The organism is Luteolibacter ambystomatis (genome assembly GCF_018137965.1).
Taxonomy (GTDB): Bacteria; Verrucomicrobiota; Verrucomicrobiia; order Verrucomicrobiales; family Akkermansiaceae; genus Luteolibacter; species Luteolibacter ambystomatis.
Map to the genome: position 1 here is coordinate 3,486,216 of NZ_CP073100.1, position 20,214 is coordinate 3,506,429.

Annotated in this window: 15 protein-coding genes and 1 CRISPR repeat array; of the genes, 9 read left to right on the plus strand and 6 right to left on the minus strand. The window is 61.1% G+C overall.

Translation table 11 applies throughout. From position 1 onward, the window contains the following. Positions 1-2: 2 nt before the first annotated feature. Positions 3-725, plus strand: coding sequence for a class I SAM-dependent methyltransferase (locus tag KBB96_RS13220; protein ID WP_211629919.1), 723 nt, complete (start codon positions 3-5; stop codon positions 723-725). A 93-nt stretch (positions 726-818) separates the two neighbouring features. On the opposite strand, the gene lpxD is transcribed toward KBB96_RS13220, so the two are convergent. Further along, positions 819-1,853 (minus strand): UDP-3-O-(3-hydroxymyristoyl)glucosamine N-acyltransferase, encoded by a 1,035-nt coding sequence (gene lpxD / locus KBB96_RS13225; RefSeq protein WP_211629920.1) that lies wholly within the window; start codon positions 1,851-1,853, stop codon positions 819-821. 16 nt (positions 1,854-1,869) lie between these two features. After that, on the minus strand, positions 1,870-2,511 hold the full coding sequence (locus tag KBB96_RS13230) for an OmpH/Skp family outer membrane protein (RefSeq protein ID WP_211629921.1): 642 nt from the start codon (positions 2,509-2,511) through the stop codon (positions 1,870-1,872). Positions 2,512-2,655: 144 nt separating this feature from the next. Here KBB96_RS13230 and panC point away from each other — a divergent pair, with 144 nt between their 5' ends. Then, positions 2,656-3,501: a pantoate--beta-alanine ligase gene (gene panC, locus KBB96_RS13235; RefSeq protein WP_211629922.1), complete on the plus strand. Its 846-nt coding sequence runs from the start codon at positions 2,656-2,658 to the stop codon at positions 3,499-3,501. 127 nt (positions 3,502-3,628) lie between these two features. Here the strand turns inward: panC and cdaA are convergent, their stop codons facing one another. Next, the gene (gene cdaA / locus KBB96_RS13240; RefSeq protein ID WP_211629923.1) at positions 3,629-4,468 is read right to left on the minus strand and encodes a diadenylate cyclase CdaA; all 840 of its coding nucleotides are present in this window, start codon (positions 4,466-4,468) and stop codon (positions 3,629-3,631) included. 121 nt (positions 4,469-4,589) lie between these two features. On the opposite strand from cdaA, the gene sufT reads away from it, so the two are divergent. Beyond that, positions 4,590-5,135 carry a putative Fe-S cluster assembly protein SufT gene (sufT, locus tag KBB96_RS13245; RefSeq protein WP_211629924.1) on the plus strand — a complete coding sequence of 182 codons (546 nt, stop codon included), beginning with the start codon at positions 4,590-4,592 and terminating at the stop codon, positions 5,133-5,135. 35 nt (positions 5,136-5,170) lie between these two features. Here sufT and KBB96_RS13250 read toward each other — a convergent pair whose 3' ends face one another. After that, positions 5,171-5,653 carry a low molecular weight protein arginine phosphatase gene (locus tag KBB96_RS13250; protein ID WP_211629925.1) on the minus strand — a complete coding sequence of 161 codons (483 nt, stop codon included), beginning with the start codon at positions 5,651-5,653 and terminating at the stop codon, positions 5,171-5,173. Positions 5,654-5,756: 103 nt separating this feature from the next. On the opposite strand from KBB96_RS13250, the gene KBB96_RS13255 reads away from it, so the two are divergent. After that, positions 5,757-6,395: a helix-turn-helix domain-containing protein gene (locus KBB96_RS13255; RefSeq protein WP_226373539.1), complete on the plus strand. Its 639-nt coding sequence runs from the start codon at positions 5,757-5,759 to the stop codon at positions 6,393-6,395. A 6-nt stretch (positions 6,396-6,401) separates the two neighbouring features. On the opposite strand, the gene KBB96_RS13260 is transcribed toward KBB96_RS13255, so the two are convergent. Beyond that, positions 6,402-8,525 carry a RecQ family ATP-dependent DNA helicase gene (locus KBB96_RS13260; RefSeq protein WP_226373540.1) on the minus strand — a complete coding sequence of 708 codons (2,124 nt, stop codon included), beginning with the start codon at positions 8,523-8,525 and terminating at the stop codon, positions 6,402-6,404. A gap of 182 nt (positions 8,526-8,707) precedes the next feature. On the opposite strand from KBB96_RS13260, the gene KBB96_RS13265 reads away from it, so the two are divergent. The 5 genes from KBB96_RS13265 (at position 8,708) to cas2 (ending at position 15,658) form a co-directional block, all read left to right on the plus strand. After that, positions 8,708-9,757, plus strand: a complete 1,050-nt coding sequence (locus KBB96_RS13265) for a type IV pilus twitching motility protein PilT (RefSeq protein ID WP_211629927.1) — start codon at positions 8,708-8,710, stop codon at positions 9,755-9,757. 46 nt (positions 9,758-9,803) lie between these two features. After that, the gene (locus tag KBB96_RS13270; protein WP_211629928.1) at positions 9,804-10,886 is read left to right on the plus strand and encodes a type IV pilus twitching motility protein PilT; all 1,083 of its coding nucleotides are present in this window, start codon (positions 9,804-9,806) and stop codon (positions 10,884-10,886) included. Positions 10,887-11,116: 230 nt separating this feature from the next. Further along, positions 11,117-14,431: a type II CRISPR RNA-guided endonuclease Cas9 gene (cas9, locus tag KBB96_RS13275; protein ID WP_211629929.1), complete on the plus strand. Its 3,315-nt coding sequence runs from the start codon at positions 11,117-11,119 to the stop codon at positions 14,429-14,431. 4 nt (positions 14,432-14,435) lie between these two features. After that, complete coding sequence (gene cas1, locus KBB96_RS13280) at positions 14,436-15,356, plus strand: type II CRISPR-associated endonuclease Cas1 (protein WP_211629930.1); 921 nt, start codon at positions 14,436-14,438, stop codon at positions 15,354-15,356. Beyond that, positions 15,323-15,658, plus strand: a complete 336-nt coding sequence (cas2, locus tag KBB96_RS13285; protein ID WP_211629931.1) for a CRISPR-associated endonuclease Cas2 — start codon at positions 15,323-15,325, stop codon at positions 15,656-15,658. The genes cas1 and cas2 overlap by 34 nt, the downstream gene beginning before the upstream one ends. Before the next feature lie 63 nt (positions 15,659-15,721). Then, a CRISPR array of direct repeats spans positions 15,722-18,726; the repeat unit is 36 nt; unit sequence AGAGTCGCCTGCTCGGTTTCTGAATCAAGGCAAAGC. A 68-nt stretch (positions 18,727-18,794) separates the two neighbouring features. Here the strand turns inward: cas2 and dgt are convergent. Continuing rightward, positions 18,795-20,087 carry a dGTP triphosphohydrolase gene (gene dgt, locus KBB96_RS13290; protein WP_211629932.1) on the minus strand — a complete coding sequence of 431 codons (1,293 nt, stop codon included), beginning with the start codon at positions 20,085-20,087 and terminating at the stop codon, positions 18,795-18,797. Between the last annotated feature and the right edge of the window lie 127 nt (positions 20,088-20,214).

Consider the following 20,214-nt stretch of genomic DNA (forward strand, 5'->3'; position numbering starts at 1 on the left):
TCATGAACACGCCGCTCACGCAGAAGTCCACCACCACCGAGATCCGCGAACGCTTCGACCAGGATGTCGAGCGCTTCAGCAATCTCGAAACCGGCCAATCCGCCACCATGGACGCGCCGCTGGTGCTGGAACTCGTCGCCAACACGGCCGCACTCCATCTCCAGCCGGGTGCGGCGGTGCTCGATCTCGGCTGTGGTGCCGGGAACTTCACGCTGCGGGTGATGCAGGAGGTCGGACCGGTGGCGAGCCACCTCGTGGACCTCAGCCAACCGATGCTGGACCGTGCGGAGGAACGCGTCCGTGCCGCCGGCGCGGTCTCAGTGGCAACCACCGCCTCCGATCTGCGCGATCTCGATTTCGCGGAAAACTCCTTCGACTGCATCCTCGCGGGAGCCGTGCTCCATCACCTGCGCGAGGACGCGGACTGGCGGGATGTCTTCGCCAAACTCCACCGCTGGCTCAAGCCGGGCGGTCGCCTCTATGTCGCGGATCTCGTGGACTTCGATTCACCGGAAGTCCGCACGCTGATGTGGGACCGCTACGGGTGCTACCTCGAAGGTCTCGGTGGTCCGGAATACCGGCAGAAGGTGCTCGCCTACATCGACAAGGAGGACTCTCCGCGTTCGCTTCCGTTTCAACTGGAACTGCTCAGAGCCTGCGGCTTCTCCAGCTATGACGTGCTGCACCGCATCAGCGTCTTCGCGTGCTATTTCTGCACGAAGTAACAAAGCCTGTTAGAAACGGGGACCCACCAAATGGCTATCGGGATTCGTCCGATGCCCATGGCCTGCCGGGGCATCCATCAGCCGGGCGGCGGATCACTTGGCTTCGATCGACTTCTTCAAGGCCTTCACGTCCTCCACCAGCTTGGGCAGGCGGCGGGCGTAGGCGCGGAGCTTCTGGCCCTCGGCAAATGGCAGCGCGGGATCGCCATAGTAGGTGATGCCACCTTCCAAACTCCGGGTAACGCCGGTACGGGCGGCGAGAACCGCCTTGTCCCCCACCGTGACGTGTCCGACCATGCCGACCTGCGCGGCCACCGTAACATAGTTGCCGAGCCGGCTGCTGCCGGCGATGCCGGTCTGGGCGATCACCAGGCAATGCTTGCCGATGACGACATTGTGGGCGAGCTGGACCAGGTTATCGATCTTGGAGCCTTCTCCCACCAAGGTCTTGCCGAAACGGGCGCGATCGATGGTGGTGTTGGAACCGATCTCGACATCGTCGCCGAGTTCCACAATGCCGACCTGATCGATCTTCATGTGGCGGCCGTCCACAAATTCGTAGCCGTAGCCATCGGAACCGATCACGGCTCCGGGCTGGAGAATGACGCGATCCCCGAGCACGCAGCGCTCGCGGACGGTGGAGTTCGCGTGGAGCTTGCAATCGCGGCCGATGACCACGTCCTCGCCCACCACCACGTTCGGCCCGATGTCCGAGCCGTCTCCAATCGAGGCCCCGGCCATCACCACGGCACCCGCATGGACACGGACCTTGCCGGCATCCAGCACGGCTGTCGGATCGACAAACGCGCGCGGATGAATCCCCGGCTGGAAAGGACGGCCTGAAACGGCGAAATGCTTCACCACGGCTCCGAATGCGAGGGAGGGATTCTCCACCGCGATGAGGGCGGTTCCTTCCGGGCCCTCGGTTTCACCGAGGGGGACGATCACCGCGCCCGCAGCGGTCGTCAGGAATTGGCCGCGGTACTTTTCGTTTCCGAGGAAACTGATGTCTCCCGCTCCGGCCACATCAAGCGCGGCCATGCCGGAGTAAGACGAAGCGAGCCCGCCCCTGACGATGTTACCACCGGTCAGCTGGGCGAGCTCGGAAAGAGAGAGGGCGAATGCCACTACGGGACGCTACAGATTACTTGTCGTCGGCGGGGGGCACGTCCGGAGTCTTGAGCTCCTCGACAGGCTTCAGGCTTTCCGGCGGAGCGTCCTTGTTGAGGTCCTTCAGGAGGCCGGCGGTGATGTCGGTGGCGTCCTTGGTGTAGAGGAGGAAGGGAACCTGGGAGGTGCTGAGGCCGGACTTGTCGAAGACGTAGTCATAGTTTTCACCCTTGGCCTGCTCTTCCACCAGCTTGCGGATTTCGTTCAGGATGCCCTTCATGCGCTGGACCATGGTTTCGTTCAGGGCCTGGTTCTTGCGCTGGAGGAATTCGCGACGCTCGCGGTCGAGGGCGATGCCTTCCTGCTGCTGCATCTGCCAGTCCTTGAAGAGCGCCTGCTTCTTCTGGTCGGAAATGGCCGGGTCCTCGATCTGCTTGCGCAGGTTGGCGAGGCTGTTTTCCAGTTCGCGGATGCGGGTGAGGCGGTCGTTGTTGTCCTTCTGGATCCGGGCGCGCTCGATGTTGATCTGCTTCTGCGCCTCGTTGGTGCGGTAGTACTCCTTGAAGAGCTGCTGCATGTCGACCGTGGCGATCTTGAGCTTGCCTTCCTGGGCGGCACCAATGCCGGAGAGGGAGGCGGCGAGCACCACCGCGAGAAGCGAACGGATGAGAGTCATGTTTAAGATGGGGTTGATCCGGAACGGATGGCCGACCTTGTACGGAAACCCGGAACCCGTCAACGCCTTCCCGCCCCGGCGGCAACCTCCAACAACCGGGGATTTTTCCTCGCGGAGCCAGTCATCCGGTGGCATCGGACGCGCATGCAAGTCATCGCCGATCCATCCGGGTTTCGCGCCGCGGCCACCTCCGCCGGAAAGCCGCTGGTGCTGGTTCCAACCATGGGAGCCCTCCATGAGGGACACCGCGCCCTGATCCGCAAGGCCCGTGAATTGGCAGGACCGGGGGGTACGGTGGCGGTCTCGATCTTCGTCAATCCGATCCAGTTCGACCGGGCCAACGATCTGGCAGCCTACCCGAAGCCACTGGAAGCGGACCTGGTCGCCTGCGAAGCCGAGGGAGCCGATCTGGTGTTCACCCCCGAGGCCGGGGCGATGTATCACCCCGACCGTTCCGTCACGGTGACGGAATCGTTGCTTTCCCGGAACCTTTGCGGAGCCACCCGGCCCGGCCATTTTGATGGAGTCTGCACCGTGGTGTTGAAGCTGTTCCTTCTTTCAGGCGCGGATTCAGCGGTCTTCGGCGAAAAGGATTTCCAACAACTCGCGGTCATCCGCCGGATGGTCCGCGATCTGGATGTACTCGTGGAAATCATCGGCCACCCCACGATCCGCGAGGACGACGGGCTGGCGATGTCCTCCCGCAACGTGCGGCTGCTGCCGGAACACCGCGCGGATGCCCCGCGCATCCGCCGCTCCCTCATCGCGGCCCGCGACCTGCTCGGCGGCGGAGAACGCCCGAGTGCCGCCCTGCTGGCAGCCGCCCGTGCGGGAATCGAGGATTCACCGTTCGCCCGGATCGACTATCTGGAGCTGGTGGACGCGGAAAACCTGCAACCGGTGGAGCGGGTGGAACGCCCCGCCGTCCTCGCCACCGCCGTATTCTACGGCGAGGTCCGCCTGATCGACCACATCACGCTGCGGCCGTAAGACTCCCTAGCGGGGGACGGCCTCGGACACCGGCAATGCCCGGGGAATGACCTTGCCGTCCTCATCATGAGCCGGAGGCGGAGAAGATTTTTTCGTTTCGGTGGCTCCGTTGATCCCCAGGTGCTCCCTAATCAGAAACCAAATTGCGGTCGCGAGCAGGAGCGACAGGATCTTCGCGATCCAGTTTTTGGTCAGGTTCAGTTTCATCGGGTTCGTCGGAAGGCAGGAAGATTTGCGACAGTTTTTCTCGGAACAGCTTCTCGGAGAGATTGCGGTGGAAGGCACCATCCACACAGATGGAAATGCTGCCGGTTTCCTCGCTGACGATCACCACCACGGCATCGCTTTCCTCGGCGAGACCGAGTCCGGCGCGGTGGCGCAGGCCCAGTGAGCGGTCCGTCAGCTCCCGCTGGCTCACCGGAAACACGCATCCCGCACCCGCCACCCGGTCATCCGCGATGATCATGCCGCCATCGTGCAGCGGGGTTTTCGGGAAGAAGACGCTGGTGGCCAGTTCCGGCGAGAACTGGGCATCGAGCACCACGCCGCTCTCCAGGTGGGTCTTCAGGCTGATGCTGCGCTGGATGGCGAACAACGCGCCGATGCGCTTCTTCGAAAGCGCGATCACGGCATCGGTGAAGCGCTCGAGGAACGCCACCCGGCGGGTGCTGGAAAACGAGAACAGGCGGCTGCTGCCCAGCTTCGCGAGGGCGTTGCGGAGTTCCGGCTGGAAGATCACCAGCAGGGCGAAGGCCAGCAGGGCCGCCGCGCGGGTGATGAGCCAGTTGATGACCTCGAAATGGAAGATCCCAGCGATAAGGGTCAGCACGACCAGAATCGCGCCCAATCCCACCAGAATCTGAGCCCCGCGGGTTGCCCGGAAGGCCCGGTAGATTTGGTAAATGCAGATCGCCAGGATGATGATCTCCACCCCGTCACCCGCGTGCTTTTGAACAAATTCCCACATGACGCCGTGGCCACAGGCTACCGGCGGCCCGGCCTTCTGTCACCTTCGATTGCACGCTGTTGAGAGGAGTCCCGGCATTTCACCCCTTGCCCGCGGGGCGCGGGTGCATTCTACTGCCGCCATGCAAGACAAGATCCTGCTCGCCCGCGAAGTGGATGCCATCCAGATCCCGAGTGGCGACACCATCACCCTCCCCGTCGGCACGGAGGTGTTCATCACCCAGCGTCTGGGCGGCACCTTCACCGTGGCCACCACCCAGGGCCTCGCCCGCATCTCCTCCAAGGACGGCGATGCGCTGGGCCTGAATGACGAGGAAGAGCAGAAGAAACACGCTGAGGCGGAGCGACTCAAGGATGCTCCGCTCGAGGAGCAGGTCTGGGCCCAGCTCAAGGCCGTCTATGACCCGGAAATCCCGGTGGACATCGTCAATCTCGGCCTCGTTTACGACTGCTCCATCGGTCAGGAGGCCGACAAGACCGTGGTGACGGTCAAGATGACGCTCACCGCCCCGGGCTGCGGCATGGGTCCGGTCATCGCCGCGGACGCCCAGTCGAAGATCATGACCATCGACGGCATCGACGACGCCAAGGTCGAACTGGTCTGGGATCCTGCCTGGAACCAGGACATGATCTCCGAAGAAGGGAAGATGAAGCTCGGGATGATCTGAGTTTCCCACGGGGGGAAGCCCAAAAGCTCCCCCGCTCAATCCTCCTTCGTCGTCTGATCGATGTAGGCGATGATGGAGGGAATCGCGATTTCCAGGACGTCCGCAACCTCTTCATAGGCACGGCGGCCCATGCCGATGGGATCGGGCACATCCATCCCAATCCCCTCGCCCGGCACTTCGGCGAATTCGCAGGTGAGGTAGAATTTGTCCGCATGCTCGGGAAATGCCGTCTCCATCGCACGGAGATGGCCGCGGGTCATGGCAAAGACGTGGGTGACCTCGCGCAGCAGGTCATGGCTGAGCGGGCGGCTGGAGAAGCCCTTGAGATCCACGCCATGTTTTTTGAGCAGGGCGACCGTCTCCGGATTGGCGGGAGTCCCTTTGCGGGCGGAGACTCCGGCGGAGCCGACCGCAAAATCCGCCCGGGATTCCACCGCCTTCCGGAAGAGTCCTTCTGCCATCGGGCTGCGGCAGGTGTTGCCGGTGCATACGAAGAGCACGTGTTTCTCAATCGCCATCGCGGCGATCATTCGCCCCCCTTTCCACGGAGTCAAACGGCAATCGGTGGCTCGAAGCTTGCGTTGTAGGAACGCTGTGCATACTCTGACATAGGAGACAGCCGTGGCAGAAGATTGGGAAGAACCAGGCAGCAGGTTGCTCGCAGCACGCGAAGCAAAGGGCATGTCCATCGCTGATGTGGCCCATCGCACGCGAATACCCGCGCGGGTCATCGAGGCTCTGGAGAAGGACGACTACGGGTCGTTCCCCAGCCCGACCTATGCGAAGAGCTTCCTGGCCCAGTATGCGGAATTCGTAGGCATCGATCCGAGCCGCTGGATGGACTTCTTCGAGCCCGTCGCCTTCACCGGCCCCGATGACGTGCTGTCCATCGTGGACGCGCCGGAACCAAGTCATCATCATACCCACCACTATCACGACGCCTCGGTCTCCGAGCCGCGCCATCTCCGCAGATCGAGTGGAGTGGCTTCCACCGTGATGCTGATCCTCCTCACCGGCGGAGTGATCTACGCCTGTGTCTGGGCCATTCCGCTCATCGAGAAGAAATACGGTGGCGCCGATACCCACGTTCCTCCGGCGCCTCCGAAGTTCATCGAGCCGCACGCCAAGTCGCTCCCGGCGGAATCCCCCGCCACCACTCCGGCGGGTTCCCAGAACGATCCCACGATGACCGCTTCCAAGCCGGCCTCATCGCCGCCCGGCGAACCCATTCCGCGCGCGATCGTCGTGCCGGAAAGCTAGCCCGGCTCAGCGCCCGCGCTTCCACGTCTTGATGACATCCAGGAACGGCTTCAGGTAGCGCTGTGCCTTCACCACGCCCACGCCGGAAATCTTGAGCGCCTCTTCCTCCGAGGAAGGACGATAGAGCACGAAAGCTTCCAAGGTCTTGTTCCCGAAGATCACATACGGCGGCACTCCTTCCTTGTCCGCGATCTTCATCCGCAGATCCCGCAGCATCGAATACAAGCCGCCATCGAAGCCGTGGTCCTTCAACCCGGGATTCGCCGGGCCATCGTCCGCCGCGGGCCAAACGAGACGGTAATCCACATCCCCGCGCATCACGCGGTCACCGGTAGCGGTGAGTGAAACGACGGGATATTCACCGGGCTCGGTTTCGAGCAGGCCGGCATCGGACAGTGCGCGCATGAGCCCGTTCAGATAACCGGTGCCGCGTTCCTTGAGCAGGCCGTAGGTGCTCAGCTTGTCGAGCCCGGCGGAGAGGATTTCCTGAGAACGGCTGCCACACAGCATCTGCACAATGCGGCCACGGCCATAGCGCCCCTCCCAGCCTTCGGGCGTGCGACGGGACATGCGGGCCACGCCGCTGAGCGCCTTCTTCACGATCATCGCTTCCTCCGCCGTCGGCGGCCGCGATTCCCCCGCTCCACCATCCCGGCAGACATCACAACCGCCGCAGGTGCGCGCGTCCTCCTCGCCGAAGTAGCCGAGAATCCACTGCTGGCGGCAGGTGCGCGCGTAACACATCTCCACCATCGCCTTGAGTTTCTCGCGATCGCGGCGGTCCTTTTCGCCGATGGACGCCTCGTCAAGCTGGAGGCCGCGCGCGAGCACGTCCGGCTTCAACAGGCGGGTGCCGCGGGTCCGGCGCCCGGCGATGTCGAAGCGCTCGATATAGCCGCCGCGCGCCAGCACGGTCAGCGCGCTGCCCACGGACATCGGATTCTTCACGTCCGCGCCCTCGGCGATCTCGTCCAACGTACGATGAACCTCGTACTCCTTGTCTGCCTGGTTCAGCAGATACTGGTAGATGCCGCGGATGATCGCGGGCGTGGGGTTCGCGCCATCGATGAAGAACTCCTGGGTGCGGGTGTCGGCGTAGTTGAACAGCAGTTCGCATACCGCCGCCTCGCCATCACGACCGGCGCGGCCCGCCTCCTGATAATAGGCCTCCACGCTGCCGGGCACCTCGTAGTGGACCACGAAACGCACGTCCGCACGGTCGATGCCCATGCCGAAGGCATTCGTCGCCACCGCCACGTCCGCCTTGCGCTGAATGAAAACCTCCTGCGCGCGTTCGCGTTCCGAGTCACTGAGGCCACCGTGGTAGGCGATGCACTTCACGCCCCAGCTCGCCAGAGTTTCGGAGACGGCCTCCACTTTCTTGCGGGTGGCGCAATAGACGATGCCGGTCTTGTGCGCGGCAATCACCGCGCGCATCCGCTCGTCCTTGTGCGCGGCCTTTTCCACCGCCGTGATGCCCAGCGAAAGGTTCGGCCGTGAGAAGCCGCTGACCCGCTCGAACGGCTCCCGCAGTTTGAGCACGGAGACGATGTCCTCGCGCACCACCGGTGTGGCCGTCGCAGTCAGGGCCACGCACTGTGGCCGCCCCAGCTTTTCGAGAGCCTTGCCGAGGCGCAGATAGTCCGGGCGGAAATCATGCCCCCACTGGCTGAGGCAGTGGGCCTCATCCACCGCGAACAGCGAGACATTCGCGCCGCGCACCGCATTCAAAAAGCTCTCCGCGCGGAAGCGTTCCGGAGCTACATAGACCAGCTTGTAGGTGCCATCCCGCATGCCATCGAGCCGCTCCTTCTGCTCCGCCCACGGGACGGTGGAATTGATCATCGTCGCCGGAATGCCGCGTGCGATCAAAGCGTCCACCTGATCCTTCATCAGCGCGATCAGCGGCGAAATCACCAGCGTAACCCCGCCGAAGCACAGCGCCGGAAGCTGGTAGCACAGCGACTTGCCGCCACCCGTGGGCATCACCACCAGCCCGTCCCGGCCGGAGACGATCTCGTCCATCACGCTTTCCTGCCCATCCAGGAATCCGGAGAACCCGAAATACCGCTTCAGCGCCTCATGGGGCGTCATCACCAGGGGTTTCGGTGCCTGCGGGGACTCGGTCATCTGCTGCACAAATGAACAATCATCGCACCTCCCGGTCAAGTCCGCTCCCCCGCCCTGACATCCCTTAACCGACTCTTAACCGCCAATCGCTTTTCATGGGCTGCCGGACATTCTAACGGTAATCGTGGATCCGGCCCAATTCCGGATTCCCACCGCCCGAAAACCCAATCAGATTCGATCCAATGCCCGCCGTTTTCGATTTCGTCCACAGTGCCTTCAGCGCCGGAGCCACCGACCTCCTGATCGCGGAAGACCAGTCGCCCCGCGTCCGGATCAACGGCGAGCTGCTGGTGTTCGAACACGAGCCCCTGAACCGCAAGTGCCTGGAGGACTTCTGGCGCGATTGCAACACCGACCCCGCCTCCGACTACGAGTCCGACCTGAGCTGGATCGCCCCGGACGGCTCGCGGCTGCGGGTGAACCTCTACCAGTCGCTCGGCAAACTCTGCGCGGTGCTGCGCCCCATCAAACGCTACGTCGGTGATTTCCACGAGCTCGGCCTGCCTCAGGAACTGCTCATGAACTGGCTGTCCCACCGCAGCGGCCTGATCGTGGTCAGCGGACCCACCGGTTCCGGCAAGTCCACCACCATCGCAAGCTGTCTGGACTGGATCAACCACCACTACCGCCGCCACATCGTCACCATCGAGGACCCGGTGGAATACATCTTCGAAAACGACCTCTCGCACTTCTCCCAGCGCGAACTGGGGGGCGACACCAAGTCTTTCCCGCACGCGCTGCGCACCGCGCTCCGCCAGAGCCCGGACATCATCTTCCTCGGGGAAATCCGCGATGAGGACACCGCCCAGGTCGCCCTGCGGGCCGCGGAAACCGGCCACTTGGTTCTCTCCACCCTCCACAGCCCCGGGGCGACCGAAACCTTGGAGCGACTCAGCAACCTCTACCCGGACGGCCAGCGCGAATCCTCGCTGCAACTGCTCTCCAGCCACCTCGTCGGCGTCCTCTGCCAGCGACTGCTACCCTCCACCAGCGGCACGCTCCACCTTGTCTGCGAATCGCTGCAGAACGAAGCCGCCGTGCGCGAATGGGTCCGCAACCGCCAGACGGCGGAGATCCGCGACTTCCTCACCCGCACCGAGACGCCCGGTAATGTCTCGATGCTCCGCGCCCTGACCCACGCCGCCATTCACGGCCACATCAGCCCGGCCACCGCCCGCGCCGCCGCGCCGAATTCCCAGGACCTCGACCGCGCGCTCCGCGGCTACGTTTGATCCGTCCGCCCTCCGTTCCTTTCCCAGATTCCTCACCCAAAGCCCCATGTCCCAGCTTCGCGACATCGACGAATATCTCCGCATCACCGTGGAAAACCGCGGTTCCGACCTGCACCTCAGCGTCGGCGCACCACCCGCCGCCCGCATCCACGGTTCCATGGTGCCGCTGGAAGATTTCACCCTCAATGCGGAGTCCACCCGCAGCCTGATCTACTCGACCCTCAGCGAAGCCCAGCGCTCCCGCCTGGAAACCGATTGGGAACTCGACTATGCCATCGAGATTCAGGGCCTCGGCCGTTTCCGTGGCAATGTCCACTTCGCCAGCGGCCACTTGGAAGCCGTCTTCCGGCACATCCCGGAGAACATCCCGGAACTCTCCAGCCTCGGCCACTCCGAGACCATCGAGACCCTCTGCAACGAACGCCGCGGCCTCATCCTCGTCACCGGCATCACCGGCTCCGGCAAGACCACCACGCTCGCCTCGATGGTGAAGCGTATTTCCGAAACCCGCTCCGGCGTCATCATCACCATCGAGGACCCCGTCGAGTTCATGCTGCCGCACCGCTCCTGCCTGATCAAACAGCGCGAGATCGGCAAGGACACCAAGAACTTCTCCAACGCCCTGCGCCAGACGCTGCGCCAGGACCCGGATGTCATCGTCGTCTCCGAGTTGCGCGATTTGGAAACCATCCGCATCGCCCTGACCGCTGCGGAAACCGGCCACCTCGTGCTCGCCACCCTCCACACCATCGATGCCCCGCAGACCATCGACCGTCTGGTGGACGTCTTCCCCGCCGACCAGCAGCCGCAGATCATCTCCCAACTCGCCAACGTGCTGGAAGGCGTGATCTGCCAGCGCCTGCTGCCAAAGGCGGACGGCAGCGGCCGCGTCCTCGCCACCGAAGTCATGCGCGTCAACTACGGCCTCCGCTCGCTCATCCGCGACCGCAAGATCGAGCAGATCGTCGGCCTGTTGGAAATCGGCCGCAAGGAAGGCATGCACACCATCGACGACTCCCTCGATTTCCTGCTCAAGGGCGGCTACATCAGCCTGGAGGAAGCCCTCTTCCAATGCCGCGACCGCCAGCGTTTCATGCAGTACCTGCCGCGTGAGACGAAGGTGAAGTGAACCATCGGAAACAGGGATTCACCTTCAACAAAAAACGGCCGCCCCGTCGGGCGGCCGTTTTGTTAAAAACACTTTTGGACCAGGTGTCGGCAATGCCAGGGAGCCTGTTTGTGCCTCAAACTTTGTCTTGATTCAGGGAGGAGCATACAAATCTCAAATCTCCGGTCAAGCCCGTCGTCCAGGTTAAGTCTGGACTTGATAGATATCATTTCATATTCATCCGATCCCCTATGAGCCTGACGCTCGCATTTGACATCGGCTACGCATCCATTGGCTGGTGCGTCCTTTCCGCGCCACAGCCAGCTCCGGCCCAGCCAGACATCGTGGCAACCGGAGTCGTTACTTTCCCGACCGATGACTGCCTGGCCTCCCAACGTCGGAATCTGCGCCGCACCCGCCGTCACATCCGTTCCACCCGTCAGCGGATCGAACGATTGAAGCAGTGGCTGCTCCATCACGGCGTGCTGTCCCGGCAGGAGCTGGACCGTCCCGGGCATCCGGCCCCTTTCCTGCTCGCCGCAGCGGCCCTGCAGAAACACCATCAACTCTCTGCTTTCGAACTCTGGACCGTGCTGCGCTGGTATGCCCACAACCGCGGTTATGATGGCAATTCCCGCTGGTCCCGCGATGAGGAATCCGGCGAGGACACGGAGAAGGAAACACACGCAATCGAGCTGATGCAGCAACACGGCACGGAGACAATGGCAGAAACGGTTTGTGCCTGCCTGAGGCTGGACCCGGCGAAATTCCGCAAACGGATCTCTTCCACACTTCCCTACAAAACTCTCAACGCCGCCTACCCGCGGCGCGTCGTCACGCAGGAAGTCGGTCGCCTGCTTTCGCTCCACCTCGGACAAATTCCAGGACTGGACCCCGCCCTCGCCCGGATGATCCTGACTGCCGATGATCTAACCGCGGATGAACGGAAGCGTTTAACCACCGAGGGTATCCGCCTGCCCAAGCGCTACAGCGGCGGACTACTCTTCGGCCAACTCGTCCCCCGTTTCGACAACCGCATCATCGCCCGCTGTCCGATCACATGGGCGAAGACCTTCGATGAAGCCACTCAATCCGGGCAGACGGAAGACAAGGCGCGTCAACTGGCAGACAAGTTTTCCAAGGTTCCCGCCGCCAAGTGCCGCGAATTCCTCGAATACCGGTTTGCACGCATCCTCGCTAATCTAAGAGCAGACGGCCAGCCGCTTGATCGCGCCCTGCGGAAGCACCTTTGGGATCTGGCTTCTTCCCAAGGCAGCCTCACAGCCGCGACTCTCCAAAAAGAGATCCGTGCCCACTGCGGTGACGTAGAGACCAATACCGAAGCTTATTTCAATCTCCACCCGGACAGCGCGGACGCCTTGGTCCTCGATCCGGTGAAGGACGAAGTCCGCAAGGCCACCGGAGCCCGTGCGAAAATCTCCACCATTTGGAACCTATTGCCTGAACCGGCCAAACAAGCCGCGCAGACGACCTGGAGCCGCGGCAAGAAAATCACTTACGCACAACTGCTGGAAATTTCCGGCAATCCGCCCTCGCTACTGAAGGCCCTCGAAGAAAATTTCGCCAAAGACAACAAGCCGAAGCGTGGCCAGAAGCCCTATGCGACCTTTGAAGACTATCTGCGCAAAAGCGGCGTAGCGGCAAAATACCCCACAGGCCGGGCCCCCTACGCCAAACCGGTGCTGCGGCAGGTGGTGGAGGAAGTGCTCGCGGGATTCGACTCCACCAAGGCCTGCGCCGCCACCGATCCCGAAAAGGGCGAAGCCAAACCGGCGAACGGCGTCCTCTACGATCTCAATGTTCCGACCTCCCGGGTGAGGGAGGTGCAGAACAAGCGTCCGCTCGACCAACTCACCAACAACCACCTCGTCCGCCACCGGCTGTTAATTCTCGACCGTCTGATCGACGATCTCATCACGGAATTCCCCAATCTAGCCAAAGCCGACACACAAGTCATTGTCGAAGTCGCCCGTGAACTCAAAGAGTTCTCCGGCAAAGACCGTGTTGCAATAAAATCGGCCGAAAATGCAAAAATCGCTCAACACAAATCAGCTGAGAAACGACTCATCGAAAAAGGGATCTATCCAACATATGCATTGATCAAAAAGTGCAGGATTGCAATGGATCTCAACTGGACATGTCCATTCACGCATCGAGATTACGGAGAGGCTGAACTGGCCGATTTGCAGTTTGAACACATCATTCCGCGATCCAAACGGCTTTCGGATTCAATGGCGGGCTTGGTCCTTACGCGCGCGGAAATCAACGCATTAAAAGGAAACCGGACTGCTAGGCGCTTCATTTTAGATCATGCAGATGACGATCGGATAGTATCTCCTGACAAATACAAAAAATGGGTCGAATCTTTAAAAGTCGCCCGCAAAGAATCCTATCCGGATGACTACGCGAGACAAAGCGCCCGCAAGCGCTTGCTGATGATCGAGGATTACGAGGACAAGGATCGCACTTTTACTGAAGGGCAGCTCACTCAGACCAGCCATCTCGTAAAACTCGCCACGAAGTCCATCCGCCAAAAACTGGTGGATGCTCCCATCTTCCCTATCCCAGGACCCGTCACCGCAGAAATCCGCAAGGCATGGAAGCTCACCGGCGCTTTAGCACTGGCCTGTCCGGAAGTACTCAATGAGCGGGGCGAAGTCCGCCCCAAAGAGGAGATTCGCAACCTTACCCACCTCCATCACGCCCTCGATGCAGCCACGATCGGCTTTACCGCTCACTATTTTCCATTCATTTTTCACGGAGAGAACCAAAGCGGAAAACTATGGAAGTCTATCATCGCTCGCAACAAAACCGAAGAAGATGTGTGCCGACTTAGGGCCACTCAACTTTACAAGTTCCACACCAAGTTGGACAGCAGGGGGCGAGAGGTGACCCGTGCTTCGCTCAACGATCTCCCTACTGATCTCAAGAATGCTCTAGCGCGGTCCCTAGCTCAGTCTCGCGTCATGCAGCATATCCCCGCCGACCGGTCCGGCACTAGGGCGGAACTCACCACTTGGGGCATCGTCACCCTCGAAGGGAAAGGCACGGACGCGCGCGTCAAGCTCCGGCAGCGCACAACCACTATCGAAAACAAACGGCGAGTGATAGTCCCGAAGGAACGAGAAGAACGTGCAGGCAAACTGCTGGGGCCGATGCCCAAGGCAGGCTCCGGCAAACTCCAAGCCATCTCCGGCGCACTCATTATCAACGAGAACTACGGGCTCTGCCTCGATCCCGCCCCAAGGATCATCTCTTTCCACAATGTCCAGTCCCGCCTCGACGAAATCTGGAAAGCCAATGGAGGCAAGCCAGTTCGAATTCTCCGAAATGGAATGCTGATCAGACTTACAAACCAAGGAGACAGGGACGGAATATGGCAGATCAAATCAATCAAAGCGTCCTTGAAGCTAGATTTGACACGCCCACAGATCTTTGGTCGACCCGATACCGGCCTCGGGGTTTGGCGTGAAGTTTCTGTCGCTGGGTTAATAAAGAGACATTTGGAAATTCTTCCGCAACGTTACACAGGCTATCCCGCATGATGCCGTGTCCTATCACATCGTCAGCATCGATTCTCCCGATTGCTCCCTTTCCTGCAAGGATGGGCAACTGACCTGCAAGAGCGCGGACGGTGAACGGCGTCTTCCTTTGGAAGACATCGCCGCCATTATCGTGACATCCTTTTCCGCTTCGATCCATTCGAAGCTGCTGCTGGAAGCCGCCAAGCACGGCGTGGGCCTCATCATCTGCGAGAACTTCAAGCCTGCCTCACTCGTCCTCCCCGCCAATCGTGCCACGGACACGCTTCTCACCCGAGCCCAAGCCTACATCCCGGCCCAGTTGAAGCAGCGACTATGGCAAAAGACGATCGATTCAAAATGCATGAACCAGTTTTCGCTGGCGGCAGAACTGGCACCCGGGGACGAACGGTTGGAGCGACTTGGCAAGCTGGCGCGGGGAAGGTTCGCATCAAAGGAGGCCGAATGCGCGAAAGCGTTCTGGCGGATCTACGCGGACCGGGTGGCGGAGACAGACGATTTCCGGCGTCGACGCGATGGAGACGGCCCCAATCCGCTGCTCAATTACGGCTATGCGGTTTTGCTGTCCACCGTCCTGCAAAACCTCTTTGCCGTCGGACTGGATCCGACTTTCGGGATTGCCCACGCCACGCGGGAAAACTCCACACCGTTGGCCTACGATCTCATGGAGCCCTTTCGCCCCTGCGTCGATTGGCGGGTGGCGGACTGGATCCGGCGGCATCCCGATGAGAAGGACTGGCAGGTTACCCGCGAATTCCGCCAGTGGGTGACGGCCTTCCCGCTGGAGAAGGTGGACTATTTTGATCTCACGCTCGATATCCGAGGCGTCATTGAAGGAGCCGTCCGTTCCTTCCGCCAAGCGGTAACCACCGCCCAATCCGGCCCCTACCGGCCATGGACCCGAACCACTACAAAATGGGCTGGCTGATGGTCGCCTTTGACCTGCCGGTCAAAACGAAAGCGGAACGGAAACGGGCCACCGATTTCCGGAAGTTCCTGCTCGATGATGGCTTCCAGATGATCCAGTTCAGCGTCTACGCCCGGCCCTGCGTGACCTTCGCCAGACAAGAAACCCACCTCCGGCGCATCCGGCTGGCTGTTCCTGAAGAAGGTTCGATCCGCGCGATCTACATCACCAAAGCCCAGTGGGAACGGGCCTACATCATCCACGGAAAACCGGCCAAAGAAGCCCCTCCAGAAGAAATTCCGGAACAAATCCAGCTCTGGTGAACCTTTCTCCGTTTTCCATAAATAGCTACAAATCACTGGAAATGAATACCGAGCAGGCGACCTAGAGTCGCCTGCTCGGTTTCTGAATCAAGGCAAAGCTGCTTCAAGCCGGGCCTTTTCTGCGGCTTCAGAGTCGCCTGCTCGGTTTCTGAATCAAGGCAAAGCTGCTTCAAGCCGGGCCTTTTCTGCGGCTTCAGAGTCGCCTGCTCGGTTTCTGAATCAAGGCAAAGCCGCGCACGTCGCGCAGGTAGCGGTCCGCCTAGAGTCGCCTGCTCGGTTTCTGAATCAAGGCAAAGCACGGAGGGCGGCCGCGTGCCGCGCTGCTGCAGAGTCGCCTGCTCGGTTTCTGAATCAAGGCAAAGCTGCTGGTGGATGCAGATGGTGCCACGCTCAAGAGTCGCCTGCTCGGTTTCTGAATCAAGGCAAAGCGCACAGGGCCAGCAGGATCGAGGCGGCGAAAGAGTCGCCTGCTCGGTTTCTGAATCAAGGCAAAGCCGGAACCTCCACCGCACCCGCCGGTGCCTCAGAGTCGCCTGCTCGGTTTCTGAATCAAGGCAAAGCGGGAGCCGCGGGCTTGGTAGCGGTGCCGAGAGAGTCGCCTGCTCGGTTTCTGAATCAAGGCAAAGCCGGCAAGCTGGTAGGCTTGAAGGGAGGCAAAGAGTCGCCTGCTCGGTTTCTGAATCAAGGCAAAGCCGGCCTGCTGCACGCCTGTCGCGGGAAGCGAGAGTCGCCTGCTCGGTTTCTGAATCAAGGCAAAGCAATAGTATTGATCGGCAGTCCAAGTGTTGAAGAGTCGCCTGCTCGGTTTCTGAATCAAGGCAAAGCAGGGCGGCCTTTTCCTGTTCACTGGCGGCGAGAGTCGCCTGCTCGGTTTCTGAATCAAGGCAAAGCGAAGGAGTCAATGCGCATGCAGGATGTTGGAGAGTCGCCTGCTCGGTTTCTGAATCAAGGCAAAGCCGAGCTTGGGAAAACGCGATCCACTCCCGCAGAGTCGCCTGCTCGGTTTCTGAATCAAGGCAAAGCAATAGCAGTCCCGGCCCGGTCTGGATGTGCAGAGTCGCCTGCTCGGTTTCTGAATCAAGGCAAAGCATTCCCTATCCATTCGGGGACAACATCGACAGAGTCGCCTGCTCGGTTTCTGAATCAAGGCAAAGCTGAACATCGCCCTCCCACTCGCTGGCGGTGAGAGTCGCCTGCTCGGTTTCTGAATCAAGGCAAAGCGATGGCGTCATAGAGGTTCAGGCGGGCATCAGAGTCGCCTGCTCGGTTTCTGAATCAAGGCAAAGCCCAGACGTTGAACTGGTGTTGTTCCAGGTAGAGTCGCCTGCTCGGTTTCTGAATCAAGGCAAAGCGGCTTCCGCGATCTTCTTGCGGAGACCTTCAGAGTCGCCTGCTCGGTTTCTGAATCAAGGCAAAGCCGCAGCATGCATGGCCTTCCTCGATCTGAAAGAGTCGCCTGCTCGGTTTCTGAATCAAGGCAAAGCCGTCGCCGGTCAATCCAATGCGGAAAATTCAGAGTCGCCTGCTCGGTTTCTGAATCAAGGCAAAGCGGAAACTCCGGTGGCAATCCCGGCAGCGGCAGAGTCGCCTGCTCGGTTTCTGAATCAAGGCAAAGCTAGATGCGGTGACCACATCACCTTGGATCGGAGAGTCGCCTGCTCGGTTTCTGAATCAAGGCAAAGCACTTCACGTCCACCCCGCTCGCGATGTAGGAGAGTCGCCTGCTCGGTTTCTGAATCAAGGCAAAGCAACCGGCGGTGAAGTCTCTCCGTTTTCTTTAGAGTCGCCTGCTCGGTTTCTGAATCAAGGCAAAGCAGCCGGAAGCGAACAACGCGGACGCGGCGCAGAGTCGCCTGCTCGGTTTCTGAATCAAGGCAAAGCACTTCACGTCCACCCCGCTCGCGATGTAGGAGAGTCGCCTGCTCGGTTTCTGAATCAAGGCAAAGCAACCGGCGGTGAAGTCTCTCCGTTTTCTTTAGAGTCGCCTGCTCGGTTTCTGAATCAAGGCAAAGCAGCCGGAAGCGAACAACGCGGACGCGGCGCAGAGTCGCCTGCTCGGTTTCTGAATCAAGGCAAAGCAGGACTGCTGCGTTCCTCGGAGATCACCCTAGAGTCGCCTGCTCGGTTTCTGAATCAAGGCAAAGCAACTCGGAGCGGGCATCCTTCGTGGATTGCAGAGTCGCCTGCTCGGTTTCTGAATCAAGGCAAAGCCAAGGTGCCGACCATCGCGCGGCTACACCAAGAGTCGCCTGCTCGGTTTCTGAATCAAGGCAAAGCTGGAGCCGTGAGCGACGGCCGTGTAGGTGAAGAGTCGCCTGCTCGGTTTCTGAATCAAGGCAAAGCAGGCGATTCGCTGACGATTTCCGGGAAATGAGAGTCGCCTGCTCGGTTTCTGAATCAAGGCAAAGCCGACCGGCCACAACCATCGATGCGGATGGTAGAGTCGCCTGCTCGGTTTCTGAATCAAGGCAAAGCGGTCGGCACCTTCGCCTATGCGCCCGCGCAGAGTCGCCTGCTCGGTTTCTGAATCAAGGCAAAGCCACCACCGGTGCCGCCGAGCGAACTACGGCAGAGTCGCCTGCTCGGTTTCTGAATCAAGGCAAAGCGTGCCGGGTTCCTTCCCGTCGCTCTGATGAAGAGTCGCCTGCTCGGTTTCTGAATCAAGGCAAAGCTCCTCCCTCTACTTCGAAGAACCCGAGGCAAGAGTCGCCTGCTCGGTTTCTGAATCAAGGCAAAGCTCTCGTCAACCTCCCAAACCTGCCAGCCTTAGAGTCGCCTGCTCGGTTTCTGAATCAAGGCAAAGCTGGCGGTTGATCGCTTCCGCTCCGGCGGGAAGAGTCGCCTGCTCGGTTTCTGAATCAAGGCAAAGCTGCAATACAAGCGCACGGTCGCCCTTGAGCAGAGTCGCCTGCTCGGTTTCTGAATCAAGGCAAAGCATGAATATCCTTTCACTTCACGTCATCTATAGAGTCGCCTGCTCGGTTTCTGAATCAAGGCAAAGCCGGTTCTGGCCCGGGCGCAACTGGCACAACAGAGTCGCCTGCTCGGTTTCTGAATCAAGGCAAAGCGATACAGCGCGCCATCCGCCGTCAGCGCCGAGAGTCGCCTGCTCGGTTTCAAATATCTTTAATATCTTTCACCCGATCAAATCCCCGATCGAGCCGAAGTCCGGCATGAAGAGGCGTTTGTAGGTGCGGGCGGCGTAGCCGTCCGTCATGCCGGCGAGAAAGTCGCAGACGAGGCGTGCGCGGCCGTTCTCGTCCGGAGCGGCGGTGATTTCCGAAACGGTGTCGGCGGCGAGAAGCTGGAAGTCCTGGCCGTCGATGGTTTCGCCGCGGACGTAGCGCTGGCCGAGCACTTCCCAAAGCTGGCGCAGCATGCGGCTGCCCTTGTGCTCGAGCTGCTTGAGCTGCGGTGAGAGGAACACCACCTCGAAGGCGAGCTTCTTGAAGAGCTTCGACTCCGCCTTCACATCCGGATCGATGGCGAGGTGGTAGCGATAGCGGTTGGTGAGGCCGCTGAGAAAGTTCACGTCCGACTCCAGACGGGTGGCCTGGATGTAGGAGCCGATGCGACGGCCGACGAGCGGATCGACACGCTTGCGGCGGATCGCGCGGATGAGATCGCCGAGCGGGGTGCCCTCGCCTTTTTCCACGCCGTTCGCCTCCGCCCACGCCTCAATCTTCGAGATCGTGAGGAATCCGGCGCGGACGCTGTCGGAGAGGTCGTTCAGCGAATAGGCGGTGTCGTCCGCCCAGTCCATGATCTGGCACTCGATCGACTTGAAGCCATCCCGCACCGGGCCGGGTGGCAGCTCCAACGGAAAATCGTTCCCGCCCATCGCCCAGTCGAGATGATGGTGCTGCTCGTCGTAGAGGAAATGATGCTCCGGCTCGGCACCGGTGGCGGCCTTCAGCTCGGTCCAGAGCGATTTGTATTTCAGCACGCCATCCATGAAGGCGCGGGTCGGATCCATGCCGGTTCGGCGGGCGGAGAAGATGCGGTCGGTAAGCAGGCGCAGCGTCTGGGCATTTCCCTCGAAGCCACCATGGCCGCGCATCAGGAAATTCAGCGTGCGCTCGCCAGCATGACCGAAGGGCGGGTGGCCGAGGTCGTGCGACAGGCACACGGCCTCGACGAGATCCTGATCGACGGTGTAGTCCGGCTCCAACGGACCGTCCGGACGCGTCTCCAACCAGTGGCAGATCGCCTTGCCGATCTGGGCCACCTCCAGCGAGTGGGTCAGGCGGGTGCGGTAGAAATCGTATTCCCCGCTCCAGAAGACCTGGGTCTTGTTTTGCAACCGTCGGAAGGTGGGCGTGTGCAGGACGCGGTCGCGGTCGATCTGGAAAGGCGAGCGGTAGTCGCCCTCGTCCGTTTTGCCGGAGCGGCGTTCGAAATCCCAAGCCTGATAGAAGCGGTTGCGCATCCCGTGCATTCGTAGAGGGCCGGGGCGCGGCGGGCAACCGAATCCGTGGCGGGCCGCTCCGGATCGACCCCGGTAGGTCCAGTGGAAAGATCCCCCGATTTTTTCAGAGAATCCCGGAAATGTGATG